This is a genomic window from Faecalicatena orotica (assembly GCF_905197545.1).
GTDB classification, from domain to species: Bacteria; Bacillota; Clostridia; order Lachnospirales; family Lachnospiraceae; genus Faecalicatena_A; species Faecalicatena_A orotica.
Window position 1 is genome coordinate 1 of the sequence record NZ_CAJJZH010000003.1, and the last position, 20,532, is coordinate 20,532.

At 47.5% G+C, this 20,532-nt stretch carries 19 protein-coding genes; 13 read left to right on the plus strand and 6 right to left on the minus strand.

The window, feature by feature from the left end; genetic code table 11:
• Positions 1-121 precede the first annotated feature (121 nt).
• From aroE to ABIN22_RS06810, 5 genes are all read right to left on the minus strand, one after another.
• Entirely contained in the window at positions 122-952 is an 831-nt protein-coding gene (aroE, locus tag ABIN22_RS06790; RefSeq protein WP_346907516.1) for a shikimate dehydrogenase, read from the minus strand.
• A gap of 1 nt (position 953) precedes the next feature.
• Positions 954-2,009, minus strand: coding sequence for a 3-dehydroquinate synthase (gene aroB, locus ABIN22_RS06795; protein ID WP_346907518.1), 1,056 nt, complete (start codon positions 2,007-2,009; stop codon positions 954-956).
• A gap of 89 nt (positions 2,010-2,098) precedes the next feature.
• Positions 2,099-3,112 (minus strand): 3-deoxy-7-phosphoheptulonate synthase, encoded by a 1,014-nt coding sequence (aroF, locus tag ABIN22_RS06800; RefSeq protein ID WP_109731596.1) that lies wholly within the window; start codon positions 3,110-3,112, stop codon positions 2,099-2,101.
• Between the two features lie 140 nt (positions 3,113-3,252).
• Positions 3,253-3,492 (minus strand): ribonuclease HII, encoded by a 240-nt coding sequence (locus ABIN22_RS06805; RefSeq protein ID WP_109731597.1) that lies wholly within the window; start codon positions 3,490-3,492, stop codon positions 3,253-3,255.
• Positions 3,493-3,583: 91 nt separating this feature from the next.
• On the minus strand, positions 3,584-4,492 hold the full coding sequence (locus ABIN22_RS06810) for an AraC family transcriptional regulator (RefSeq protein WP_109731598.1): 909 nt from the start codon (positions 4,490-4,492) through the stop codon (positions 3,584-3,586).
• 348 nt (positions 4,493-4,840) lie between these two features.
• Here ABIN22_RS06810 and ABIN22_RS06815 point away from each other — a divergent pair, with 348 nt between their 5' ends.
• The 10 genes from ABIN22_RS06815 (at position 4,841) to ABIN22_RS06860 (ending at position 14,025) form a co-directional block, all read left to right on the plus strand.
• Positions 4,841-5,200 carry a CidA/LrgA family protein gene (locus ABIN22_RS06815; RefSeq protein ID WP_118620754.1) on the plus strand — a complete coding sequence of 120 codons (360 nt, stop codon included), beginning with the start codon at positions 4,841-4,843 and terminating at the stop codon, positions 5,198-5,200.
• The gene (locus tag ABIN22_RS06820) at positions 5,200-5,877 is read left to right on the plus strand and encodes an LrgB family protein (protein WP_346907522.1); all 678 of its coding nucleotides are present in this window, start codon (positions 5,200-5,202) and stop codon (positions 5,875-5,877) included. Before ABIN22_RS06815 ends, ABIN22_RS06820 begins: the two co-directional genes overlap by 1 nt.
• 91 nt (positions 5,878-5,968) lie before the next feature.
• A complete protein-coding gene (locus ABIN22_RS06825) occupies positions 5,969-7,537 on the plus strand; it encodes a ClC family H(+)/Cl(-) exchange transporter (RefSeq protein WP_346907524.1) in 1,569 nt (522 codons plus the stop codon).
• A gap of 69 nt (positions 7,538-7,606) precedes the next feature.
• A complete protein-coding gene (pyrH, locus tag ABIN22_RS06830; RefSeq protein WP_109731602.1) occupies positions 7,607-8,302 on the plus strand; it encodes a UMP kinase in 696 nt (231 codons plus the stop codon).
• 14 nt (positions 8,303-8,316) lie between these two features.
• Complete coding sequence (gene frr, locus ABIN22_RS06835) at positions 8,317-8,868, plus strand: ribosome recycling factor (protein ID WP_118620751.1); 552 nt, start codon at positions 8,317-8,319, stop codon at positions 8,866-8,868.
• Between the two features lie 87 nt (positions 8,869-8,955).
• A complete protein-coding gene (uppS, locus tag ABIN22_RS06840; RefSeq protein ID WP_118620750.1) occupies positions 8,956-9,672 on the plus strand; it encodes an undecaprenyl pyrophosphate synthase in 717 nt (238 codons plus the stop codon).
• A complete protein-coding gene (locus ABIN22_RS06845) occupies positions 9,665-10,474 on the plus strand; it encodes a phosphatidate cytidylyltransferase (protein WP_109731605.1) in 810 nt (269 codons plus the stop codon). Before uppS ends, ABIN22_RS06845 begins: the two co-directional genes overlap by 8 nt.
• A 21-nt stretch (positions 10,475-10,495) precedes the next feature.
• Positions 10,496-11,638, plus strand: a complete 1,143-nt coding sequence (gene dxr / locus ABIN22_RS06850) for a 1-deoxy-D-xylulose-5-phosphate reductoisomerase (RefSeq protein ID WP_346907527.1) — start codon at positions 10,496-10,498, stop codon at positions 11,636-11,638.
• Positions 11,639-11,641: 3 nt separating this feature from the next.
• Positions 11,642-12,676, plus strand: coding sequence for an RIP metalloprotease RseP (rseP, locus tag ABIN22_RS06855; protein WP_346907529.1), 1,035 nt, complete (start codon positions 11,642-11,644; stop codon positions 12,674-12,676).
• Between the two features lie 86 nt (positions 12,677-12,762).
• On the plus strand, positions 12,763-14,025 hold the full coding sequence (locus tag ABIN22_RS06860) for a peptidoglycan-binding protein (protein ID WP_118620747.1): 1,263 nt from the start codon (positions 12,763-12,765) through the stop codon (positions 14,023-14,025).
• A 113-nt stretch (positions 14,026-14,138) separates the two neighbouring features.
• On the opposite strand, the gene ABIN22_RS06865 is transcribed toward ABIN22_RS06860, so the two are convergent.
• Positions 14,139-14,288, minus strand: coding sequence for a hypothetical protein (locus ABIN22_RS06865; protein WP_181368702.1), 150 nt, complete (start codon positions 14,286-14,288; stop codon positions 14,139-14,141).
• A 533-nt stretch (positions 14,289-14,821) separates the two neighbouring features.
• On the opposite strand from ABIN22_RS06865, the gene ABIN22_RS06870 reads away from it, so the two are divergent.
• The 3 genes from ABIN22_RS06870 to carB all read left to right on the plus strand — a co-directional run bounded on the left by ABIN22_RS06870 (position 14,822) and on the right by carB (position 20,479).
• Entirely contained in the window at positions 14,822-16,045 is a 1,224-nt protein-coding gene (locus ABIN22_RS06870; protein WP_346907531.1) for a transglutaminase domain-containing protein, read from the plus strand.
• A gap of 160 nt (positions 16,046-16,205) precedes the next feature.
• Positions 16,206-17,276, plus strand: coding sequence for a carbamoyl phosphate synthase small subunit (locus ABIN22_RS06875; protein ID WP_109731675.1), 1,071 nt, complete (start codon positions 16,206-16,208; stop codon positions 17,274-17,276).
• The gene (carB, locus tag ABIN22_RS06880) at positions 17,276-20,479 is read left to right on the plus strand and encodes a carbamoyl-phosphate synthase large subunit (RefSeq protein WP_109731623.1); all 3,204 of its coding nucleotides are present in this window, start codon (positions 17,276-17,278) and stop codon (positions 20,477-20,479) included. Before ABIN22_RS06875 ends, carB begins: the two co-directional genes overlap by 1 nt.
• Positions 20,480-20,532 lie beyond the last annotated feature (53 nt).

Here is a 20,532-nt window from a genome sequence, read left to right on the forward strand (position 1 = left end):
TCTCAACCATTTCTTTTGCCCGGTTTTGTATTATTTACATGGGTTAAAAAACCCCCGGGCAACGCGTTTAAAATTTCACCCATGGGCGCCAACGGGGGCCCCCCCCTTTTGCGCGCCATTGTCAGAATTGTTTTGCTAATTCGTCGTGAATATGATTTCCCATATTGTAATCCAGCTTTTTATTAAACCAGATTTCTTCTGATCCAATCGCCTGATCGACTAGCATCATCAGTCCGGTAACGATCTGCAGGCCTTCGTCTTTTGCGATTCTCAAAAATTCTGTTATCAGAGGATTATACACAATATCAGCAGCAGCATTGAATTGTCTGATAACGGAAGCATCTACAGGACTCTCACCGGCATTCGGATACATGCCGACAGGGGTAGTATTGATGAGAATGTCCCCCGCAGGAACCTGATCCAGATGACAGGTGTGTATATAAGGGAACAGGTCTTCCAGATATTGTGTTGCCTCATGGTTGCGGGCGGCGACAGTGATGTTGGAGGCCCCCTCCATGTGGAAACCGTAAATCAGGGCTTTTGCGGCGCCGCCGGACCCGAGGATAACAATATCTTTCCCGGACAGGCTGACCCCGGCCTTTTTAAACATGCTGACTACGCCGATGTAGTCTGTGTTATATCCGTAGAAAAGGCCGTCTTTCATGAAAATGGTGTTTACGGCCCCGATTTTTCTGGCATGTGGATCGAGTATGTCCACAAGGCGGTAAGCCACTTCTTTGTAGGGCATGGTTACGTTCATTCCGATGATGTTTTCCTCTTTCATGACGTCCAATATATGAAGGACTTCATTTTCATCCATCTCATATTTCTTGTAGATTCCCCGGATATTCTGTTGTTTCAGTAAGTCATAATGAATCTCGGGGGAAAGGCTGTGCCCTAATTTTTCACCCAGAACCCCGAGACGGAGTATGTTTTCATTTTCTGTATTCATATCAAATCATTCCTGCTGTTTTGAAAAAATCAAGGTTAGTCGGGTAAACATAGCTGTCACCAATGCTATGGAGGAGAACCACATTCAGATGATTATCCAGATTTTTTTTATCCAGTTTTATGGCATCTGTCAGGTCAGACACAGGCAGCCCGCACTGGAAGGGGAGCCCATATGTGTTCAGTACGCTTCGTATCCTTTCAGCCTCACCTGGCATGGTAAGTCCGGCTTTCTCAGATAATCTGGTGATCTGGTACATTCCTATAGCAACAGCTTCCCCGTGGCTTTCGCGTTCATAGTGGTAATATTGTTCTATGGTATGCGCCAGTGTGTGTCCAAAATTCAGAAGCATCCGCTCCCCGGTGTCGAACTGGTCATTTTCCACCACGGCACGTTTGATGTCCACGCAGCGGTAAATGATGGAAGAGAGCTGGTCCTTCAAGTCTTCGAAAGAGTGGCGGCTGTTTAATGTCTCAAATAATGCGGCATCCCGGATGCATCCGTATTTGATCACTTCGCCCATGCCGTCAGTAATATAACGTTCCGGCAGAGTATCCAGAACATCCGGATCAATCAGGACAAGTTTTGGATGATAAAAAGCACCGACCAGATTCTTGCCCTGAGGAAGGTCAACGGCCACTTTCCCCCCGACAGAGGAATCAACCTGTGCAAGGAGGGATGTCGGAATCTGTACCAGTTTTACACCCCTCAGGAAGCTGGATGCCGCAAAACCTGCCAGATCGCCTATAACGCCGCCGCCCAGTGCAATCACAAGGTCACTTCGCGTAATCTGGTTCTCCAGCATAGCCGTATATATCAGGGGAAGCGTCTTAAAACTTTTTGTCGTTTCACCATGAGGAAGAACAAGATGGCTGCACGCAAAAGACGGCAGTGCCTGAATCAGTTTCTGTCCATACAGGGGAAAGACATGGTCATCCGAAATAATCATGATCCGCTTTCCACGGAAGACTTGTGTGATATATTGTTCCGCTTTCTCAAGAATTCCAGATTCAATATAAATAGGATAGCTGTTTTTATCTAAATTAACTTTTAATTCCACAAATATTCTCCTTTTTATACAAAACGGTGTTCAAAGGGGTCAGACCCCTTTGCAGAAGGGTCTGACCCCAATGGCTCCCTGCAAGTTATTTAAACGATTTTTCCGACCACGGAAGCAATTTGTTTGATTTGTTTCAGCAATTGGTCATAATTTGAGGGCTTTAATGACTGGGCCCCATCGCAAAGTGCACTCTCCGGGTCGTTATGTACTTCGACCATGAGTCCGTCGGCCCCGGCTGCCACAGAAGCCTTTGCCATTGGTTCTACGAGCCACCACTTTCCGCCGGCATGACTTGGATCTATGATGACCGGAAGATGGGTCTTCTTTTTCAGGACAGGGATGCACTGTAAGTCCAGAGTATTCCTTGTATAAGTCTCGAAGGTACGGATTCCGCGTTCACAGAGGATGACGTTCTCGTTACCGGATGCCATGATATATTCAGCGGACATAATCCATTCTTCATAGGTTGCATTTAAACCACGTTTCAGAAGGATTGGGCGGTCGAGCTGCCCGAGCTGTTTGAGCAGGTCAAAGTTCTGCATGTTTCTGGCACCGATCTGGATCAGGTCAACCTTCTCGTTGAACACATCCAGATAGTCAGGAGACATCAACTCTGTTACAATAGGAAGACCGACTTCTTCTCTTACTGCACAGAGGATATCAAGACCTTCCATTCCCAGTCCCTGGAAAGAATACGGGCTGGTCCTTGGTTTGAAGGCACCGCCCCTTAACAGATTGGCACCGGATGCTTTTGCCGCTTTTGCGATCTCCAGAACCTGATCATGGGATTCTACAGAGCAGGGGCCCGCAATCAGGGCAAGGTGGTCGCCGCCCACTTTGACGCCGGATACATCAATGATGGAATCCTCCGGGTGAAAAGCGCGGTTGGCAAGTTTGTAAGGTTCCTGCACGTGCATAACCTTGTCGACGGATGCATCGACTTCAAACAGCTTCGCGTCGATTGCGGTTGTATCCCCAATACAGCCGATAATCGTCATCTCCGCGCCTCTGACGATGTGTGTGTCCAGTCCGCGCTTCTTAATCAGGCTTTCTACGCGGTTAACGTTATCTTCCGATGTGTGTGGTTTTAAAACGATGATCATATTTATTTCCTCCCAATTACAATGACTTCGCACTGTAAAATTTTAACTGTTTAAAGTGTGAAAACATATGTATCATAAAACATCCTTCGCAGAATGTCAATAAGTTTGGGGAAATAAAGTAGAAATATTTATCGGTCTCTTCAGCAGTCACCGGAGTAATAGTTTACAACATCTATGTAATCCCTTGGAACCGGGATATCGAGGCAGATTGTTGTGTATCTCTTGTTTTTCTCATGCTCTGACAGCAGGAGCTTCTGGATGCCGTATTTCTTATTGATATCAGTCTTTTTGCCATCCTGCGAGACCATATAGACGGATCCGGTACATGCGTTTACAGTTTCTAAAAATGATTTCATATTAATAATATTCATAATGATCATATTCATATCCTCCTGTCCATATCTTTTACTGCAATATCATTATAGTGCATAAAAAAACAGGAAGATATCAAATTACTGTACAATCATATCATTATTCCGCCATTTTCCTGCGGTACTCCATCGGCGTGCAGCCCATGCGTTCACGAAAGACCTTTCCGAAATAACTGCTGCTTCCCAGCCCGCAAAGCTGACAGATCAGGGTAACCGGTTCGTCCGTTCCGGCCAGCATATAGCAGGCCCTCTGCATACGGTATTCCAGAATATATTCTGCGGGGGAAGTGTTCAGGCAGTTTCTGAAAAGCCGGAAGCACTCGCGCTCACTGATAAAAGCAGCTCCGGCAATTTTTGCGACGGTGATTTTATCAGCATAATGTTCGTGAATAAAAATCAGCATGGCCTTAATCTTATCATTCACTCTGTCCGAATGCATGCTCCTTATACCAGAGTCTATCAGCGGGCGGGCCGTATCAAGCAGCTTACACCACATTTCTGAAAGAATGGTGCGAAGATGCAGCTCATAATCATAGCTCTTCTCGTCCAGCGAAAAAGATCCCTTCAGCATTTCAAGCAGGTGGCTGTGTGCCGGGACCTCTGGTGACAGACGAAAGATTTCCATCTGGGAGGCGGAGGTCAGCGGCAGGACGTATTTCTGGTCAATACGGCTGCCCTTTGATCCGCTGATCAGAACCGGATCGAATAAATGCAGCAGGGCAGTTACATTTGACTTGCTTCCGACACGGGTCATGTGCAGGACGTTGGAGTTGACGAAACCTCCTGAGCCGGCAGGGAAAAGCGTCTTTCCGCCGGGGCTGTTATATTCCACAGTTCCCTGTTCTACATAAAAAAGTTCGACTTCCTTATGCCAGTGCCACGGAGCAGAACCGCCGATGTAGCGGTCCAGTTCAACACGTGATGCAATATAAGGAAAATCTTCTGAAAAATCAGGGAGAACCTCTTCCTGGCTTCCCGGTTTTAATTCGATCCCCCGAATAATTTTCATAGCCATCCCTCCACGATAAATAAATCAGAAAAATAAGTTATTATAGAAAGAATAATCAATCATCATACGAAAAGCAAGCGAAAGTTGACAATTCCTTTCTACAGGTGTATTTTAAGTACTGTTCACAGGCAAGCCTGTAAACAGTAACACGCCTGCCCATTTAAAGTCGCCTTCGGCGAGGGGCAGGCTTATTGGCTGCTTTACGTTATTCCTCCCAGCCTATCACCGTAGTGATAGGCTGGGGAGTGAACATTAACATTTTAGTTTCTGTTCGTGAACATAGTCATGTACTATATTTACGATCCGCCGGCATCATACTTAAATATAAAACGAAAGAGAGTCTGAGGAATGAAAATTATTAAGCAAATCGGTATTATTTTTACAGTCTGCTGGCTGAGTCAGGTCATAGCACATTTCCTGCCGTTTGATTTTCCCGCCAGTGTGATTGGCATGATATTCCTGTTCCTGTGCCTGTTGACAGGGGTGCTGAAGATCAGCCACATTCAGGAAAAATCAGATTTCCTGCTGGGGAATATGGCGTTTTTCTTTGTGCCTGCAGGAGTGAGCATTATGAACTATTTTGACCTGCTTAAAAACAGTGCGGTCAAACTGATTATTATCTGTGTTGTATCAACAGTAATTACATTTGCGGTGACAGCATTCAGCGTCACATTTACAATAAAACTTATGAACAGGAGGAAGAAGTGATGGAAGTTCTATATACGTCCCCCTATTTTGGCGTGGCGCTCAGTGTCATTACCTTCGGGATTGGGGTGAAGCTGCAGCAGAAAACAAAATCAGCTGTCTGCAATCCACTGATTATTGCGATCGTTCTTACCATTGGAGTACTGCTCGTATTGAGAATTCCTTATGAATCCTACAATAAAGGCGGAGAGATCATCAACATGTTCCTCGCACCGGCCACGGCATGCCTCGCTGTTTCTATCTATACGAAGCTTTCTGTCTTGAAAAAATACTGGCTTCCTATTATAGTAGGATGTATAGCAGGTTCTCTTGCGTCTATGGGAAGCGTATATGTAATGTGCAGACTGTTTCGTCTGGATGAGAGCCTTACGATGTCCATGCTTCCGAAGTCTGTCACGACACCGATTGCGGTCGGCGTGGCGCAGGCCCACGGAGGCGTCATTCCGATTACGGTCGTTGCAGTTATTTTTACAGGCATTCTGGGGAGCATTCTGGCCCCCATGCTTATTCGACTGTTCCGTGTGTCCGACCCGGTGGCGGCCGGTCTGGCAATCGGGTCGTGCAGCCATGCCGTAGGAACGTCGAAAGCGATCGAGATCGGGGAAATAGAGGGTGCAATGAGTGGTCTTGCAATCGGCATCTGCGGGATCGTGACGGTTCTGCTCTCCATGTTCATCTGACGATGCCGCGGGGAAAATCCTTTCCCCGGACATCATCGGGTACAGGTATTGTAAAAGCAGGTTTCTAGGAAAAGATTAGGGGGAAAATATTTTGAAGAAGGATACTTCACATACGATTAAGAGGGCGCAGCGTTTTCCTGTGATTCTGATTAGTGAGGGGCTTCTGGTAGGCGCGGTCGGCGGCCTGATTGTGCTGTTGTATCGCGTTGCACTGACTTATGCAGGAATCTGGCTGGAAAAGATTCTTTCCTATGTGAGAGGGAACCCGCTGCGTATTGCGGCGTGGTTTGCGGTACTCATGCTGATGGCATTCATTGTGGGACGGCTCGTAAAATGGGAACCGATGATCTCGGGTAGTGGAATTCCGCAGGTAGAGGGGGAAGTAACAGGGAAACTGGCCCAGAACTGGAAAAAAGTGCTTCCGGCAAAGTTTATCGGTGGTTTTTTATGTCTGTTCGGCGGACTGTCCTTGGGACGGGAAGGCCCGTCTATCCAGCTTGGGGCGATGACCGGGCAGGGAATCTCCAGACTGCTTGACCGGGGGAAGACGGAGGAAAAATACCTGATGACATGCGGCGCCAGTGCAGGACTGGCAGCGGCCTTCCACGCGCCGCTCGCCGGGATGATGTTTGCACTGGAGGAGATCCATAAAGGGTTCTCGATGTCCATCCTGATCTCCGTCATGACGGCGTCTGTGACAGCAGATTATATCTCATCCTATATCATTGGTCTGGACCCGGTGTTCCAGTTTAGGCTTGACTATGTGCTGCCGCAGAGTTATTACTGGATGCTGATCCTTCTGGGAGCCATACTGGGAGTCATGGGGGCATTTTATAACTGGGCCATGTTAAAGGCGCAGGACCTGTATAAAAAGCCGAAATTCCTGAATGAAACAACCCGGCTGATGATCGCGTTTGCCGCGGCAGGGGTGCTGGGGCTTCTCATGCCGTCTGTTTTAGGCAGCGGGCACGAACTGATCGTTTCACTCACGAATGGGGAGATGGTTCTGGGACTGGTTGTCCTGACTTTTATTGTAAAATTCATTTTTTCGGCGGTCAGTTTCGGTTCCGGCGCACCGGGCGGTATTTTCTTCCCACTGCTTATTCTTGGGGCTATGATCGGCGGTATTTTTGCCATGACAGGGGTACAGTTTTTCGGTCTGGACCCGGTATACATCAATAATTTTGTACTGCTCGCGATGGCAGGATATTTTACGGCCATCGTGCGTGCCCCGATCACGGGGATTATTCTCCTGTTTGAGATGTCCGGTTCGGTCAGCCAGATGCTTTCACTTGCGATTGTGTCGGTTACCGCATATATTATCGCGACACTGCTGAAGTCGGAGCCGATCTACGAGAGCCTGCTCGACAGGATCCTGAAGAGCCATAAAAAGAATCAGGCAGGCGTCAAAGGGTCCAGCCAGAAGGTATTGAGCAATTTTGTCATCATGAATGGTTCCGTACTGGAAGAAAAAATGGTACAGGACATTACATGGCCGGATAACTGCCTTCTTGTTGCGCTTGAGCGCGGCGGAAAAGAGCTGATACCGAAGGGCAGGACGAAGCTGATGGCGGGGGATACGCTGACAACGATGACAGATGAAAGAGATGCCGGATATGTGCATGACAAAATGGAAAAGTTATGTTATACTTCATTTTAGAATAACTGTAACTGTCCAGAATTATGAACAGCTGCAGACTAACTACAGAATTTGAAGGAGCTAGGACATATGAAAAGAGTATTGTTAAAGCTGAGTGGAGAAGCACTTGCAGGAGATAAGAAGACAGGCTTTGATGAGGCTACCTGCATTGATGTTGCGAAGCAGGTAAAACAGCTTGCCGATGAAGGAATTCAGGTAGCGGTTGTGACCGGCGGGGGCAACTTCTGGAGAGGGCGCACGAGTGAGACAATAGACCGCACGAAGGCGGACCAGATCGGGATGCTTGCCACGGTTATGAACTGTATTTATGTATCAGATATATTCAGGCATGTGGGAATGAAGACAGAGGTTTTCACACCATTTGTATGCGGTGCATTTACATCTCTGTTTTCCAAGGACGCAGCGGTGGCTGCGATGGAAGAGGGAAAGGTTATCTTTTTTGCAGGAGGGACGGGACATCCGTATTTTTCAACAGATACAGGCGCCGTGCTCCGCGCAATCGAGATAGAGGCAGATGCCATGCTTCTTGCTAAGGCGATCGATGGAATCTATGACAGTGATCCAAAGGTAAACCCGGAAGCTAAGAAGTATGATGAGATCTCCATTCAGGAAGTCATTGACCAGAAACTTGCGGCAGTGGATCTGACCGCATCTATTCTCTGTATGGAGAACAAGATGCCGATGCTGGTATTTGGGCTGAATGAAGAGAACAGTATCGCAGAGACAATGAGTGGGACATTCACAGGGACAAAAGTGACAGTATAAGGAGGATATAAGACATGGATGAAAGATTAAACGTATATGAAGAGAAGATGACTAAGACACTGGCAAGTCTGGAGAGCGAACTGGTTACGATCCGGGCCGGACGCGCCAATCCGCACGTACTTGACAAGCTGGTAGTTGACTATTACGGATCACCGACACCGATCCAGCAGGTAGCCAATATTTCTGTACCCGAGGCGCGCCTGATCCAGATTCAGCCGTGGGAAAAGAGCCTGTTAAAGGCAATCGAGAAAGCAATCAATATGTCTGATATCGGGATCAACCCGACGAACGACGGTTCCACGATCAGACTGGTATTCCCGGAACTGACTGAGGAACGCAGAAAAGAACTTGTAAAAGACGTTAAGAAAAAAGGGGAGGCAGCCAAGGTTGCAGTCCGCAACATCCGCCGCGACGGTAATGAAGCCTTTAAGAAGCTCAAAGGCAGCGAGGTTTCCGAAGACGCGATCAAGGATATGGAAGATTCCCTTCAGAAGATGACTGATAAGTTTATCGAAAAGGTTGACAAGGCAATCGAAGCAAAATCCAAAGAAGTACTTACTGTTTAGAGAGTAGTCAGAGAATAAGAGGGGCTTGTAATATGCAGCCCCTCTTTTGCTCTTTGAAAAAACATACAGTTTTAGGAGGATATATCAATGAATGTACCGCAGCATGTGGCAATCATACTGGACGGCAACGGCCGGTGGGCAAAGTCCAAGGGGATGCCGAGAAATTACGGTCATGCACAGGGGAGCAAGAATGTAGAGCGCATCTGTGAGGAGGCATGGCGGATGGGGATTAAATATCTGACTGTCTATGCTTTTTCGACAGAGAACTGGAATCGTCCGAAAAGTGAAGTGGATGCTCTTATGAAACTGCTCCGCAATTATATGAAGACCTGTCTGAAGACTGCAGAGAAGAATGACATGAAAATCCGTGTAATCGGGGATGTTACTGCATTGGATGATGACATTAAGGGTAGAATAAAGGAACTGGAAGAAGCGAGTAAAGATAACGGCGGACTGAATTTTACAATTGCGATCAATTATGGAAGCCGTGATGAGATGATACGCGCAGTCAGGAATCTGGCACAGGACTGTGCTGATGGAAAGGTGGATCCGGCAGGCATCGATGAGGCGCTTTATGAGACGTATCTGGATACCCACGGGATTCCGGACCCGGACCTGCTAATCAGGACGAGCGGGGAACTCAGGCTTTCCAACTTCCTTCTCTGGCAGCTGGCCTACTCGGAATTTTATTTTACAGATGTTCTGTGGCCGGATTTCACAAAAGAGGAATTGGTCAAAGCTATCGGGCAGTATAATAGCAGAGACAGACGTTACGGAGGGATAAAGGAGGAACGGGATGTTTAAGACACGGTTATTGAGTGGAATACTTCTGGTGATCATTGCTCTTTTTACAGTTATTTCCGGCGGCAGCATCCTTTTTGCGACATTGTTCATCATCAGTCTGATCGGAATGTCAGAACTGTACAAGGTTTTTGATATCCATACAAAAGCACCGGGAATCTGTGGTTATCTGTTTGCGGCGGCATACTATGCGCTCATTTTTCTGAAGCCCGTCCTGCCGGAGACGACAGACTGGTTTTTGCTGCTGTTCATGGCGTTTTTAATCTGCATGATGGGAGTCCTTGTATTTTCTTATCCGAAGTACCGGACAGAACAGATACTGGCAGCATTTTTCGGGTTATTCTACGTGGCAGTGATGCTGTCCTATATTTACCAGACAAGGATACTTCCGGGAGGCGTCTTTACCGTATGGCTGGTATTCATCTGCTCCTGGGGCTGTGATACCTGTGCATACTGTGTGGGGATGCTCATTGGGAAACATAAGATGGCTCCGAAGCTAAGCCCGAAGAAATCCATTGAGGGCGGTATCGGCGGTATCGCGGGGGCGGCTCTTTTGGGAGTGCTCTATGCGTTGGCTATCAATAAGTGGGGGAATGCCGGAGCCGGTATTGTAAGATATGCCATCATCGGGGCGGCCGGCGGCGCGATCTCACAGGTTGGGGATCTGGCGGCATCCGCGGTCAAGAGGTTCCACGATATTAAAGATTACGGAAAACTGATACCGGGACACGGCGGTATTCTGGACAGATTTGACAGCGTGATATTTACGGCGCCGATCATTTACTATCTGGCAGTGCTGCTGTAGAAGACAAGAGAGGTTTTTGAGATGAAAAAGATAGCAATACTTGGCTCCACAGGTTCCATCGGGACCCAGACACTGGAGGTTGTAAGGGAGAACGGGGATATCGAGGTGACTGCGCTGGCTGCGGGAAGCAACATTGCACTTCTGGAACAGCAGATCCGGGAATTTTCCCCGAAGCTTGCGGCGGTATGGTCCGAGGAGAAGGCTCTGGAGCTGAAAGAGAAAGTCCGCGATCTGGACGTGAAGGTCTTATCCGGTATGGACGGACTTCTTGAAACTGCAGTGCAGCCGGATGCGGAGATTCTTGTGACGGCGATCGTGGGGATGATCGGGATTCTGCCGACCATTGAGGCAATCAAGGCAAAAAAAGATATCGCGCTGGCGAATAAGGAAACACTGGTTACGGCCGGTCATATTATTATGCCGCTTGCAAAGGAGTATGGTTCGGCCATACTGCCCGTGGACAGCGAACACAGTGCCATCTTCCAGTCCCTGCAGGGCGGACAGAGGAAGGCGCTGCACAAGATCCTGCTCACAGCATCGGGAGGTCCATTCCGGGGGAAGACAAGGGAAGAACTTGAAAACATTCAGGTTGAGGATGCACTGAAGCACCCGAACTGGGAGATGGGACGGAAGATTACGATTGACTCATCTACAATGGTCAACAAAGGGCTGGAAGTGATTGAGGCAAAGTGGCTCTTTGATGTGTCTGTCGACCAGGTGGAAGTGGTAGTTCAGCCACAGAGTATCATCCATTCGATGGTGGAATACGAGGACGGGGCAATCATAGCCGAGCTGGGAACGCCGGATATGAAGCTTCCGATACAATATGCACTTTATTATCCCGAGAGGAGATACCTGCCGGGTGACAGGCTGGATTTTTCAAGTCTCTCACAGATTACGTTTGAAAAGCCGGATATGGATACATTTTATGGCCTGAAGCTGGCATTTGAAGCGGGCAGACGGGGAGGTTCACTTCCAACTGTGCTCAATGCCGCTAATGAAAAAGCCGTGGCTATGTTTCTGGACAGGAAGATCCGCTACCTGCAGATTCCTGAAATCATCGGGACTTGTATGGAACATCATAAAATAATTGAGAATCCGTCCGTGGAAGAGATACTAAATACAGAACAGGAAACATATGAATTTATTAAAAACAGGTGGTAGTTTATGGGTATAATCTTAGCAATACTTTTGTTCAGCGCGATTATTATATTCCATGAGCTGGGGCATTTTACCCTGGCAAAGTTAAATGGAATACGCGTGGACGAATTTTCACTGGGACTTGGTCCTACAATCATAGGAAGGAAAATCGGGGGGACAAAGTTTTCATTGAAGCTTCTGCCGTTTGGCGGGGCGTGCATGATGGGTGAAGATGATGTGGATGACCAGTCGGAAGGCAGCTTTAATACGAAGTCTGTCTGGGCCAGAATCTCTGTTATCGCGGCAGGCCCTGTATTCAACTTCATCATGGCCCTGGTATTTTCCATCATCATGGTCGCATGGATCGGATATGATGCACCTGTACTGTCAGGGGTGGATGAAGGGTATTCGGCGATGGAACAGGGAATGAAGGAAGGGGACGTCATTACTGAGATGAACGGTAAGAGCATCCACCTCTGGAAGGAAGTGACCCTGTTTAATCTGATGAATGGAGACAGCGATTCAGTTACTGTAACTTACGAAAGAGACGGTCAGGAACATACTGTCACAGTGGAACCAAGGCAGCTGGAGGGTGATGCTAATAAGAGGCTCGGAATCCGGGGGACGGGAGAGTATACGAAAGCCGGTTTTCTGAAATCCGTGCAGTACGGGGCGTATACGCTGCGCTACTGGGTGGACTATACGTTTGACTGTCTGAAGCTGCTTGTGACGGGTCAGGTGGGCATCAAGCAGATGTCGGGCCCTGTGGGGATCGTCAACGTGGTAGATGGAATCTATAAAGAATCCGCCCCGGCAGGCTGGCAGGCCGTGGTGCTGAACCTTCTGAACATCGCGATTCTGCTGTCAGCCAACTTAGGGGTTATGAACCTGCTCCCACTCCCGGCGCTGGACGGCGGAAGGCTTGTGTTCCTTTTTGTGGAAGCTGTGCGTCGCAAAAGAGTGCCCCCCGAGAAAGAGGGTATGGTACATTTCGCGGGATTTGCACTGCTGATGATACTCATGGTTGTAGTTATGTTTAATGATATCCGGAACCTTTTCTGATGAAAGGGCTCCGGATTGTTTGAATTTGTAATCATGGGAAGGGATTCTGCATATATATAATAGAAATGATTTTTGCGAGGAAATCTATGACTTCTATAAAAGCAATGCAGAATAACGCCGTAGATAAAGGACGGCTGCAGATCAATGTGACATCGGACATTACATCTTTTCCTGTATCGGGTGCTAGTATCACGATATCATATACAGGAGTGCCGGACAGTACACTAGAACAGCTGAGCACGGATGCATCGGGTCAGACAGAAGAAGTGGAACTGGCTACACCGCCGCTTGAATACAGTCTGAATCCATCTATTGAAGAGATGCCATATGCTGAATACACATTTGATGTCAGCGCACCGGGATTTGAACCAGTCAGTATATCAGGCGCAGAGCTTCTGCCGGAAGTGAAGGCAATACAGAATGTAAGGCTGCGTCCGAGCGAACAGCAGCAAAATGAGGAAGTGTTCGTGATTCCCGCACATACCCTGTACGGAGAGTATCCGCCGAAGATAGCGGAGGAGGAGATCAAGCCGATCAATGAGACCGGGGAGATCGTGCTGAGCAGGGTCGTTGTGCCTGAATATATTGTTGTCCACGACGGATCTCCGAGAGACACCACGGCACAGAACTATTATGTAAAATATAAGGACTATATTAAAAATGTCGCATCCAGTGAGATCTACGCAACCTGGCCTGCCGACACCATACGGGCAAACGTGCTGGCTATTATGTCCTTTACATTGAACCGCGTATACACGGAGTGGTACAGGAACAAAGGATACGATTTTACAATTACATCCTCTACTGCATTCGACCACAAATGGATACCGGAAAGAAACGTATTTGATACGATTTCCGTGATTGTAGATGAGTTATTTGCCGACTATCTGTCCCGCCCAAATGTAAGACAGCCGATTCTGACACAGTACTGTGACGGCCGGAGGGTAAGTTGTCCAAACTGGATGACACAATGGGGTTCAAAAGCCCTTGGTGACCAGGGGTATACCCCGATCGAAATTCTCAGATACTATTACGGGGACGACATGTACATCAACACCGCTCAGGAGATATCCGGAATCCCGTCATCATGGCCGGGATATACCCTTGAGATAGGATCCAGCGGCGATAAAGTAAGACAAATGCAGGAACAGTTAAATGTCATAGCAGGGGCATACCCCGCAATTCCGAAAATAGAGGCCGACGGAATATACGGCCCGGCAACGGCAGCATCCGTAGAAGTATTTCAGTCCGTATTCGGATTACCACAGACAGGAACAGTTGATTACCGGACATGGTACAAAATATCCGAGATATACGTTGGAGTATCAAGAATAGCAGAATTAGTGTAAAAGAGTGTTATGGCTTCTTAAATACAACTAAGAAAAAACCTGAAAACGGAACATTTTCAAATCATCCGTTTTCAGGTTTTTTAAATTACACGGCCTGAACATGCGGGAGCGTACTACTCACCGCCAGGCCCCTCCCTTGGCGGCACTTCATCAGGAATGATATTCTTCAGACCATTCTTCCCGGGCAGGTCAATCTCCGGAATATTATCATCATCGTATACATTCGCTTCTGTAGCCTTGGAGGGCAGTTTGATTTCTCTCATAATCATTCACCTTACCTTTTTCATATATTGTGTACAAAAGCAGTGTGAATATGTATAAAAGGGTGAAAAAGTAAAACGATAGTCCTATTTTGCCAAAGAATAAAGCTGCAGAAAATTCTCTCGTTCACTCTTATTCATCCTGACAAATTCTGTGAAATCTACATCTACATAATACATGGGCTGTTCACAGCAAAGAGCGTGCGATTTATTATTAGTATAGTGGTATTTCTTGCATTTTATACAATAAAATACATGCATCATTGGTATCACCCCCTCACAGTATAATAACATAAAAATAACAGAGAGGAAATTAAAAAGTTGTTAAGAAAGGTGGATAATTGACACATTATAGAGAATAAAAAGTGGAAAAATAATAAAAAACTACAAATGGGTACACCACTGAAAGCGTTCTGGTACACCACAAAACTCAATTAGGGACGTAGTAAACTTGAACTTTATTACGTCCTGAACTATAATGATTGCAGGCAGCATTTTGTTGCGGTGAAGGCGGGGGTCCGGGAAGGGGTAAATATATGGCGAGAAGAAGGAAGAGAAGGAAATGGCCGGTGTTTCTGGCCATATTGATGATAGTTTGTATTTTTGTAGGCTTGGGGGGAGTCGTGAAGAGACTGCTCCCGGATATTTTTGCTTCTACAGGGGAAGTGATCCAGACGGTCAGGGAGAAGGCATCCGGGACGGCGGGGGTGCCTTTTGAGGCGGTCAGTGTCCAGGAAGAGGATGTTTCAGACGGGTATTATTACCGGCAGTTGAATGAAGAGGAACAGGCGCTGTATAAAGAGCTGTACCAGGGGCTGATGGATACTTCGGATGTGATATATATGCACACCCCGGATATGGAGGCAGTCAAGACGGTCAGCCGGTACATCCTGTGTGATATGCCCCAGCTGTTCTGGTGCAGCGGGGAGATGCAGATGACAGGTTACGAGGCGTATTCCGAGGTCCGGCCGGTCTATACTTATACGGGCGGGGAAAAGGACCAGAAGAAGGCGGAAATAGATTCGGCCGTGCAGGAATGTTTTACGGGGATCAGCGGGGACATGTCTGAATATGATAAGATCAAATATGTTTTCGAGTATCTCGTGAACACGGTGGATTATAATCTGGATGCTCCGGATAACCAGACGATTTACAGCTCACTGGCAGGCAAATCGTCTGTCTGCGCCGGGTATTCCCGGGGGGCCCAGTACCTGCTTAATAGGCTTGGCATAGAATGTATTTATGTAACAGGAAATATCCCGGGTCAGGGCGCACATGCATGGAATATCGTGAATTGCGGCGGGCAATACTATCAAATGGATGTTACTTTCGGAGACCCTGTTTTTATCGAGGCTGAGGGTGGCAAAGCGCCCCCGGAGCAGAGCATCAATTATGATTATCTGTGCTGCAGCGATGCGGAGATCATGAAGAACCATACGGCGGATACTTTTGTCACATATCCCCAGTGCAATTCGATGGATTTAAATTATTACAGACTGAACGGCATGTATTATGAAACATTTGACCCGGACCAGCTCCTTTTGGACATGAATAATTCTATCTATAATATGGAGAGTTCTTTTACCTGTAAGTTTGCCAGCGACAGTCTCTATGAGGAGGCGCATGACATGGTTCTGGATGACCTGGTGAAGAGGGCCGTGCAGAATCTGCTGGATTATTACGGACTGGTGTCTGTACAGTATACGTATATCGAGGATGCGGTAATGGACAAAATAACAATTTACTGGAATTATGAATAGCACGCAGGAACAGCATGGAAATAATTCACGTAAAAAAAATGTTGAAATATGATTTGAATTGTAGTATAATCTTTACAATTTGAGCACATGGGCGCTCTGGACACAAGAAGACTCCACGAGTGCCTTTGTTTTGTAAAATATGAAGGGAATAGGTGAACATATGAAAGCGTTTCTGATATTAGAAGACGGAACCGTGTTTACAGGAATAAGCATAGGTTCGAAGAGAGAGATGATTAGTGAAATCGTGTTTAATACCTCTATGACTGGGTATTTGGAAGTACTGACCGACCCTTCTTACGCGGGACAGGCAGTCGTCATGACCTATCCGCTGATTGGGAATTACGGGATTACGCCCGACATGGAATCTAAAAAAGCATGGCCGGATGGTTATATTGTAAGAGAATTATCCCGTGTGCCGAGCAACTTCCGCTGTGAAGGTACGATACAGGATTTTCTTGAGAAGCAGGACATTCCGGGAATTGCAGATGTAGATACCCGTGCACTCACCAAGATACTGAGAGAAAAGGGTACCATGAATGGGATGATCACGACGAATGAGAATTATGACCTGGAAGAGATCCTTCCGAGATTGAAGGCCTACAAGGTAGGGGATGTTGTTTCCAAAGTGACATGTTCTGAGAAATATGTTCTCGAAGGAAACGGGAAAAAAGTTGCTCTCCTTGATTTAGGCGCAAAGAATAACATTGCCAGCTCTTTAAATAAACGTGGTTGCGAAGTGACTGTTTATCCGGCCCGCACAACTGCTGAAGAAATCATTTCAGCTAATCCTGACGGTATTATGCTTTCGAATGGTCCCGGAGACCCTGCCGACTGCATTTCTATTATCGAAGAAATCAAGAAATTATACAATACAGATATTCCTGTTTTTGCTATTTGTCTGGGACATCAGCTGATGGCTCTTGCTACGGGTGCGTCCACACATAAGCTGAAGTATGGACACAGGGGAGGAAACCACCCGGTGAAAGACCTGAAGACAAACCGCGTGTATATTTCATCCCAGAACCACGGATATGTCGTGGATACAGACAGTGTGGATGAGAATGTGGCCGTGCCGGCATTCACCAATGTAAATGACGGGACAAATGAAGGCCTGGAATATCTGGGAAAGAATATCTTTACCGTACAGTTCCATCCGGAGGCATGCCCGGGACCGCAGGATTCAGGGTACCTTTTTGACAGATTCATAGAAATGATGGGAGGAACGAAATAATGCCAAGAGATAAAAGTATAAAGAAAGTATTAGTCATCGGTTCCGGTCCGATTATTATCGGACAGGCGGCAGAATTTGATTACGCCGGAACACAGGCGTGCCGTTCCCTGAAAGAAGAGGGAATCGAGGTTGTTCTTCTGAACTCCAACCCGGCTACCATCATGACGGATAAGGACATCGCGGACCGTGTATATATCGAACCGCTTACCGTAGAAGTTGTGGAACAGCTGATTAAAAAAGAAAAGCCTGACAGCGTGCTCCCGACACTCGGGGGACAGGCAGGCCTGAACCTTGCTATGGAGCTGGATGAGGCAGGATTTTTTAAAGAAAATAATGTACGCCTGATCGGAACAACATCAGAGACGATCAAGAAGGCCGAAGACCGTCTGGAATTCAAAGCGACAATGGAGAAGATCGGCGAGCCTGTTGCAGCCTCTCTGGTCGTGGAAAATGTCGAGGACGGCCTTGCATTTGCAAATGAGATCGGCTATCCGGTCGTACTGCGTCCTGCCTATACATTAGGAGGAAGCGGCGGCGGTATCGCAGACAACTCTGAACAGCTGGTAGAGATCCTTTCAAACGGACTCCGCCTCTCACGCGTGGGACAGGTTCTGGTAGAGCGCTGCATCGCCGGCTGGAAGGAAATCGAGTATGAAGTGATGCGTGATTCCAATGGAAACTGCATTACCGTTTGTAATATGGAAAATATTGACCCGGTCGGCGTACACACAGGGGACAGTATCGTTGTGGCCCCGTCCCAGACACTGGGGGATAAAGAGTACCAGATGTTGCGTACGTCCGCACTGAACATCATCAGCGAGCTGAATATCACCGGTGGGTGCAATGTACAGTATGCACTCCACCCGGAGAGTTTCGAATACTGTGTTATCGAGGTAAACCCCCGTGTAAGCCGTTCCTCTGCACTGGCATCCAAGGCGACAGGTTATCCGATTGCGAAAGTAGCGGCAAAGATTGCACTGGGATACACGCTGGATGAAATCAAAAACGCGATTACCGGAAAGACATACGCAAGCTTTGAGCCGATGCTGGATTACTGTGTTGTCAAGATCCCGAGACTTCCATTCGATAAATTTATCAGTGCCAAGAGGACACTGACCACACAGATGAAAGCGACAGGGGAAGTCATGAGTATCTGTGACAACTTCGAGGGCGCATTGATGAAGGCTATCCGTTCACTGGAACAGCATGTGGACAGCCTGATGTCATATGATTTCACAGGTCTGAGTGTGGATGGATTGACAGAGGAGCTTGCGATTGTGGATGATATGCGAATCTGGAGAATCGCGGAGGCACTGCGCCGTGGCATCAGCTATGAGACCATTCACGCTATCACGAAGATTGATAACTGGTTTATTGATAAATTAGCCATCCTTGTGGAAATGGAACAGGCCCTGAAAACGCAGGAGCTTACTCCGGAGCTTTTAAAACAGGCGAAGAAGATCGAATTCCCGGACAATGTGATTGCACAACTGACAGGAAAAACAGAGACGCAGATACACAACATGCGCCATGAAAACGGAATCGTGGCTGCTTATAAGATGGTAGACACCTGTGCGGCAGAATTCGCGGCAGCGACACCTTATTACTATTCCGTATATGGAAGAGAGAATGAGGTAGAAGAGACAAGGGACAGGAAGAAGGTGCTTGTACTTGGTTCAGGCCCGATCCGCATCGGTCAGGGAATCGAGTTCGATTTCTGTTCCGTTCACTGTACATGGGCATTTTCGAAAGAAGGTTATGAGACGATCATCGTAAATAATAATCCGGAGACCGTGAGCACTGATTTCGATATCGCTGATAAGCTGTACTTTGAGCCATTGACACCGGAAGATGTCAAGAGCATTGTGGATCTGGAAAAACCGGACGGCGCGGTAGTGCAGTTCGGCGGGCAGACAGCAATCAAGCTGACAGAGAGCCTGATGAAGATGGGCGTTCCGATCCTCGGGACCTCTGCCGAAAATGTAGACAAGGCAGAGGACAGGGAGCTGTTCGATGAGATTCTGGAAGAGTGTCAGATCCCGCGTCCGACAGGCGGAACCGTATATACGGCTGAGGAGGCAAAGGAAGTTGCAAACAGGCTGGGCTATCCGGTACTGGTAAGGCCGTCCTACGTACTTGGCGGTCAGGGAATGCAGATTGCCATCAATGACCATGATATTGATGAATTTATTGGAATCATTAACAGAATTGCACAGGATCATCCGATCCTCGTAGATAAATACCTGCAGGGCAAAGAGATCGAAGTAGATGCCGTATGCGATGGCGAAGACATCCTGATTCCGGGAATCATGGAACACATCGAGCGTGCAGGAATCCATTCCGGTGACAGCATTTCCGTGTATCCGGCACAGAGCTTAAGCAGTGCGGCAAAAGAAAAAATCGCCGAATACACAAGAAGGCTTGCAAAGTCCCTCCACGTGGTCGGACTGATCAATATCCAGTTCATCGTATGCGGGGAAGAGGATGTATACGTGATCGAAGTAAACCCACGCTCCAGCCGTACTGTGCCTTACATCAGCAAGGTGACGGGAATCCCGATCGTACCGCTTGCGACGAAGGTGATTATCGGAAGTAAGATCAGGGATCTGGGATATACACCGGGACTTCAGAGGGAAGCAGATTATGTGGCGGTCAAGATGCCTGTATTCTCCTTTGAGAAGATCCGCGGTGCAGACATCAGTCTCGGACCGGAGATGAAATCAACGGGAGAATGCTTAGGTATCGCAAAGACGTTCGACGAAGCACTATATAAGGCATTCTTAGGGGCAGGAATTAACCTGCCAAAATACAAGAACATGATCATGACCGTGCGTGATGAAGACAAGCCAGAGGCTGTGGAGATCGGACGCAGATTCGAAAAGATCGGGTACCGTATTTTCGCTACGAAGAGTACTGCCAAAGCTTTGAATGAGGGCGGAGTCAAGGCGATTCCGGTCCGCAAGATCGAACAGGAATCCCCGAACCTGCTTGATTTGATCTTAGGACATGAGATCGATCTTGTCATCGACACACCGGCACAGGGCGCGGAACATTCAAGAGACGGATTCGTGATCCGCAGAAATGCAATCGAGACAGGTGTAAATGTACTGACTGCAATGGATACGGCAAGGGCACTGATTACAAGTCTGGAGAATACAGATATCCAAAAACTGACCCTGATTGATATTGCTACCGTACAATAATAAGCAAAAAGATCATGAAGCTGACAGATAAAAAGAAGACCGGATTCAGACAA

Bases quoted from the DNA above. Each gene is read 5' to 3' on its own strand.
- aroE (WP_346907516.1), bottom strand. From the start codon at position 952: ATGAATACAGAAAATGAAAACATACTCCGTCTCGGGGTTCTGGGTGAA.
- aroF (WP_109731596.1), bottom strand. From the start codon at position 3,112: ATGATCATCGTTTTAAAACCACACACATCGGAAGATAACGTTAACCGC.
- ABIN22_RS06805 (WP_109731597.1), bottom strand. From the start codon at position 3,492: ATGATCATTATGAATATTATTAATATGAAATCATTTTTAGAAACTGTA.
- ABIN22_RS06810 (WP_109731598.1), bottom strand. From the start codon at position 4,492: ATGAAAATTATTCGGGGGATCGAATTAAAACCGGGAAGCCAGGAAGAG.
- ABIN22_RS06815 (WP_118620754.1), top strand. From the start codon at position 4,841: ATGAAAATTATTAAGCAAATCGGTATTATTTTTACAGTCTGCTGGCTG.
- ABIN22_RS06820 (WP_346907522.1), top strand. From the start codon at position 5,200: ATGGAAGTTCTATATACGTCCCCCTATTTTGGCGTGGCGCTCAGTGTC.
- pyrH (WP_109731602.1), top strand. From the start codon at position 7,607: ATGAAAAGAGTATTGTTAAAGCTGAGTGGAGAAGCACTTGCAGGAGAT.
- frr (WP_118620751.1), top strand. From the start codon at position 8,317: ATGGATGAAAGATTAAACGTATATGAAGAGAAGATGACTAAGACACTG.
- uppS (WP_118620750.1), top strand. From the start codon at position 8,956: ATGAATGTACCGCAGCATGTGGCAATCATACTGGACGGCAACGGCCGG.
- ABIN22_RS06845 (WP_109731605.1), top strand. From the start codon at position 9,665: ATGTTTAAGACACGGTTATTGAGTGGAATACTTCTGGTGATCATTGCT.
- dxr (WP_346907527.1), top strand. From the start codon at position 10,496: ATGAAAAAGATAGCAATACTTGGCTCCACAGGTTCCATCGGGACCCAG.
- rseP (WP_346907529.1), top strand. From the start codon at position 11,642: ATGGGTATAATCTTAGCAATACTTTTGTTCAGCGCGATTATTATATTC.
- ABIN22_RS06860 (WP_118620747.1), top strand. From the start codon at position 12,763: ATGACTTCTATAAAAGCAATGCAGAATAACGCCGTAGATAAAGGACGG.
- ABIN22_RS06865 (WP_181368702.1), bottom strand. From the start codon at position 14,288: ATGAGAGAAATCAAACTGCCCTCCAAGGCTACAGAAGCGAATGTATAC.
- ABIN22_RS06870 (WP_346907531.1), top strand. From the start codon at position 14,822: ATGGCGAGAAGAAGGAAGAGAAGGAAATGGCCGGTGTTTCTGGCCATA.
- ABIN22_RS06875 (WP_109731675.1), top strand. From the start codon at position 16,206: ATGAAAGCGTTTCTGATATTAGAAGACGGAACCGTGTTTACAGGAATA.
- carB (WP_109731623.1), top strand. From the start codon at position 17,276: ATGCCAAGAGATAAAAGTATAAAGAAAGTATTAGTCATCGGTTCCGGT.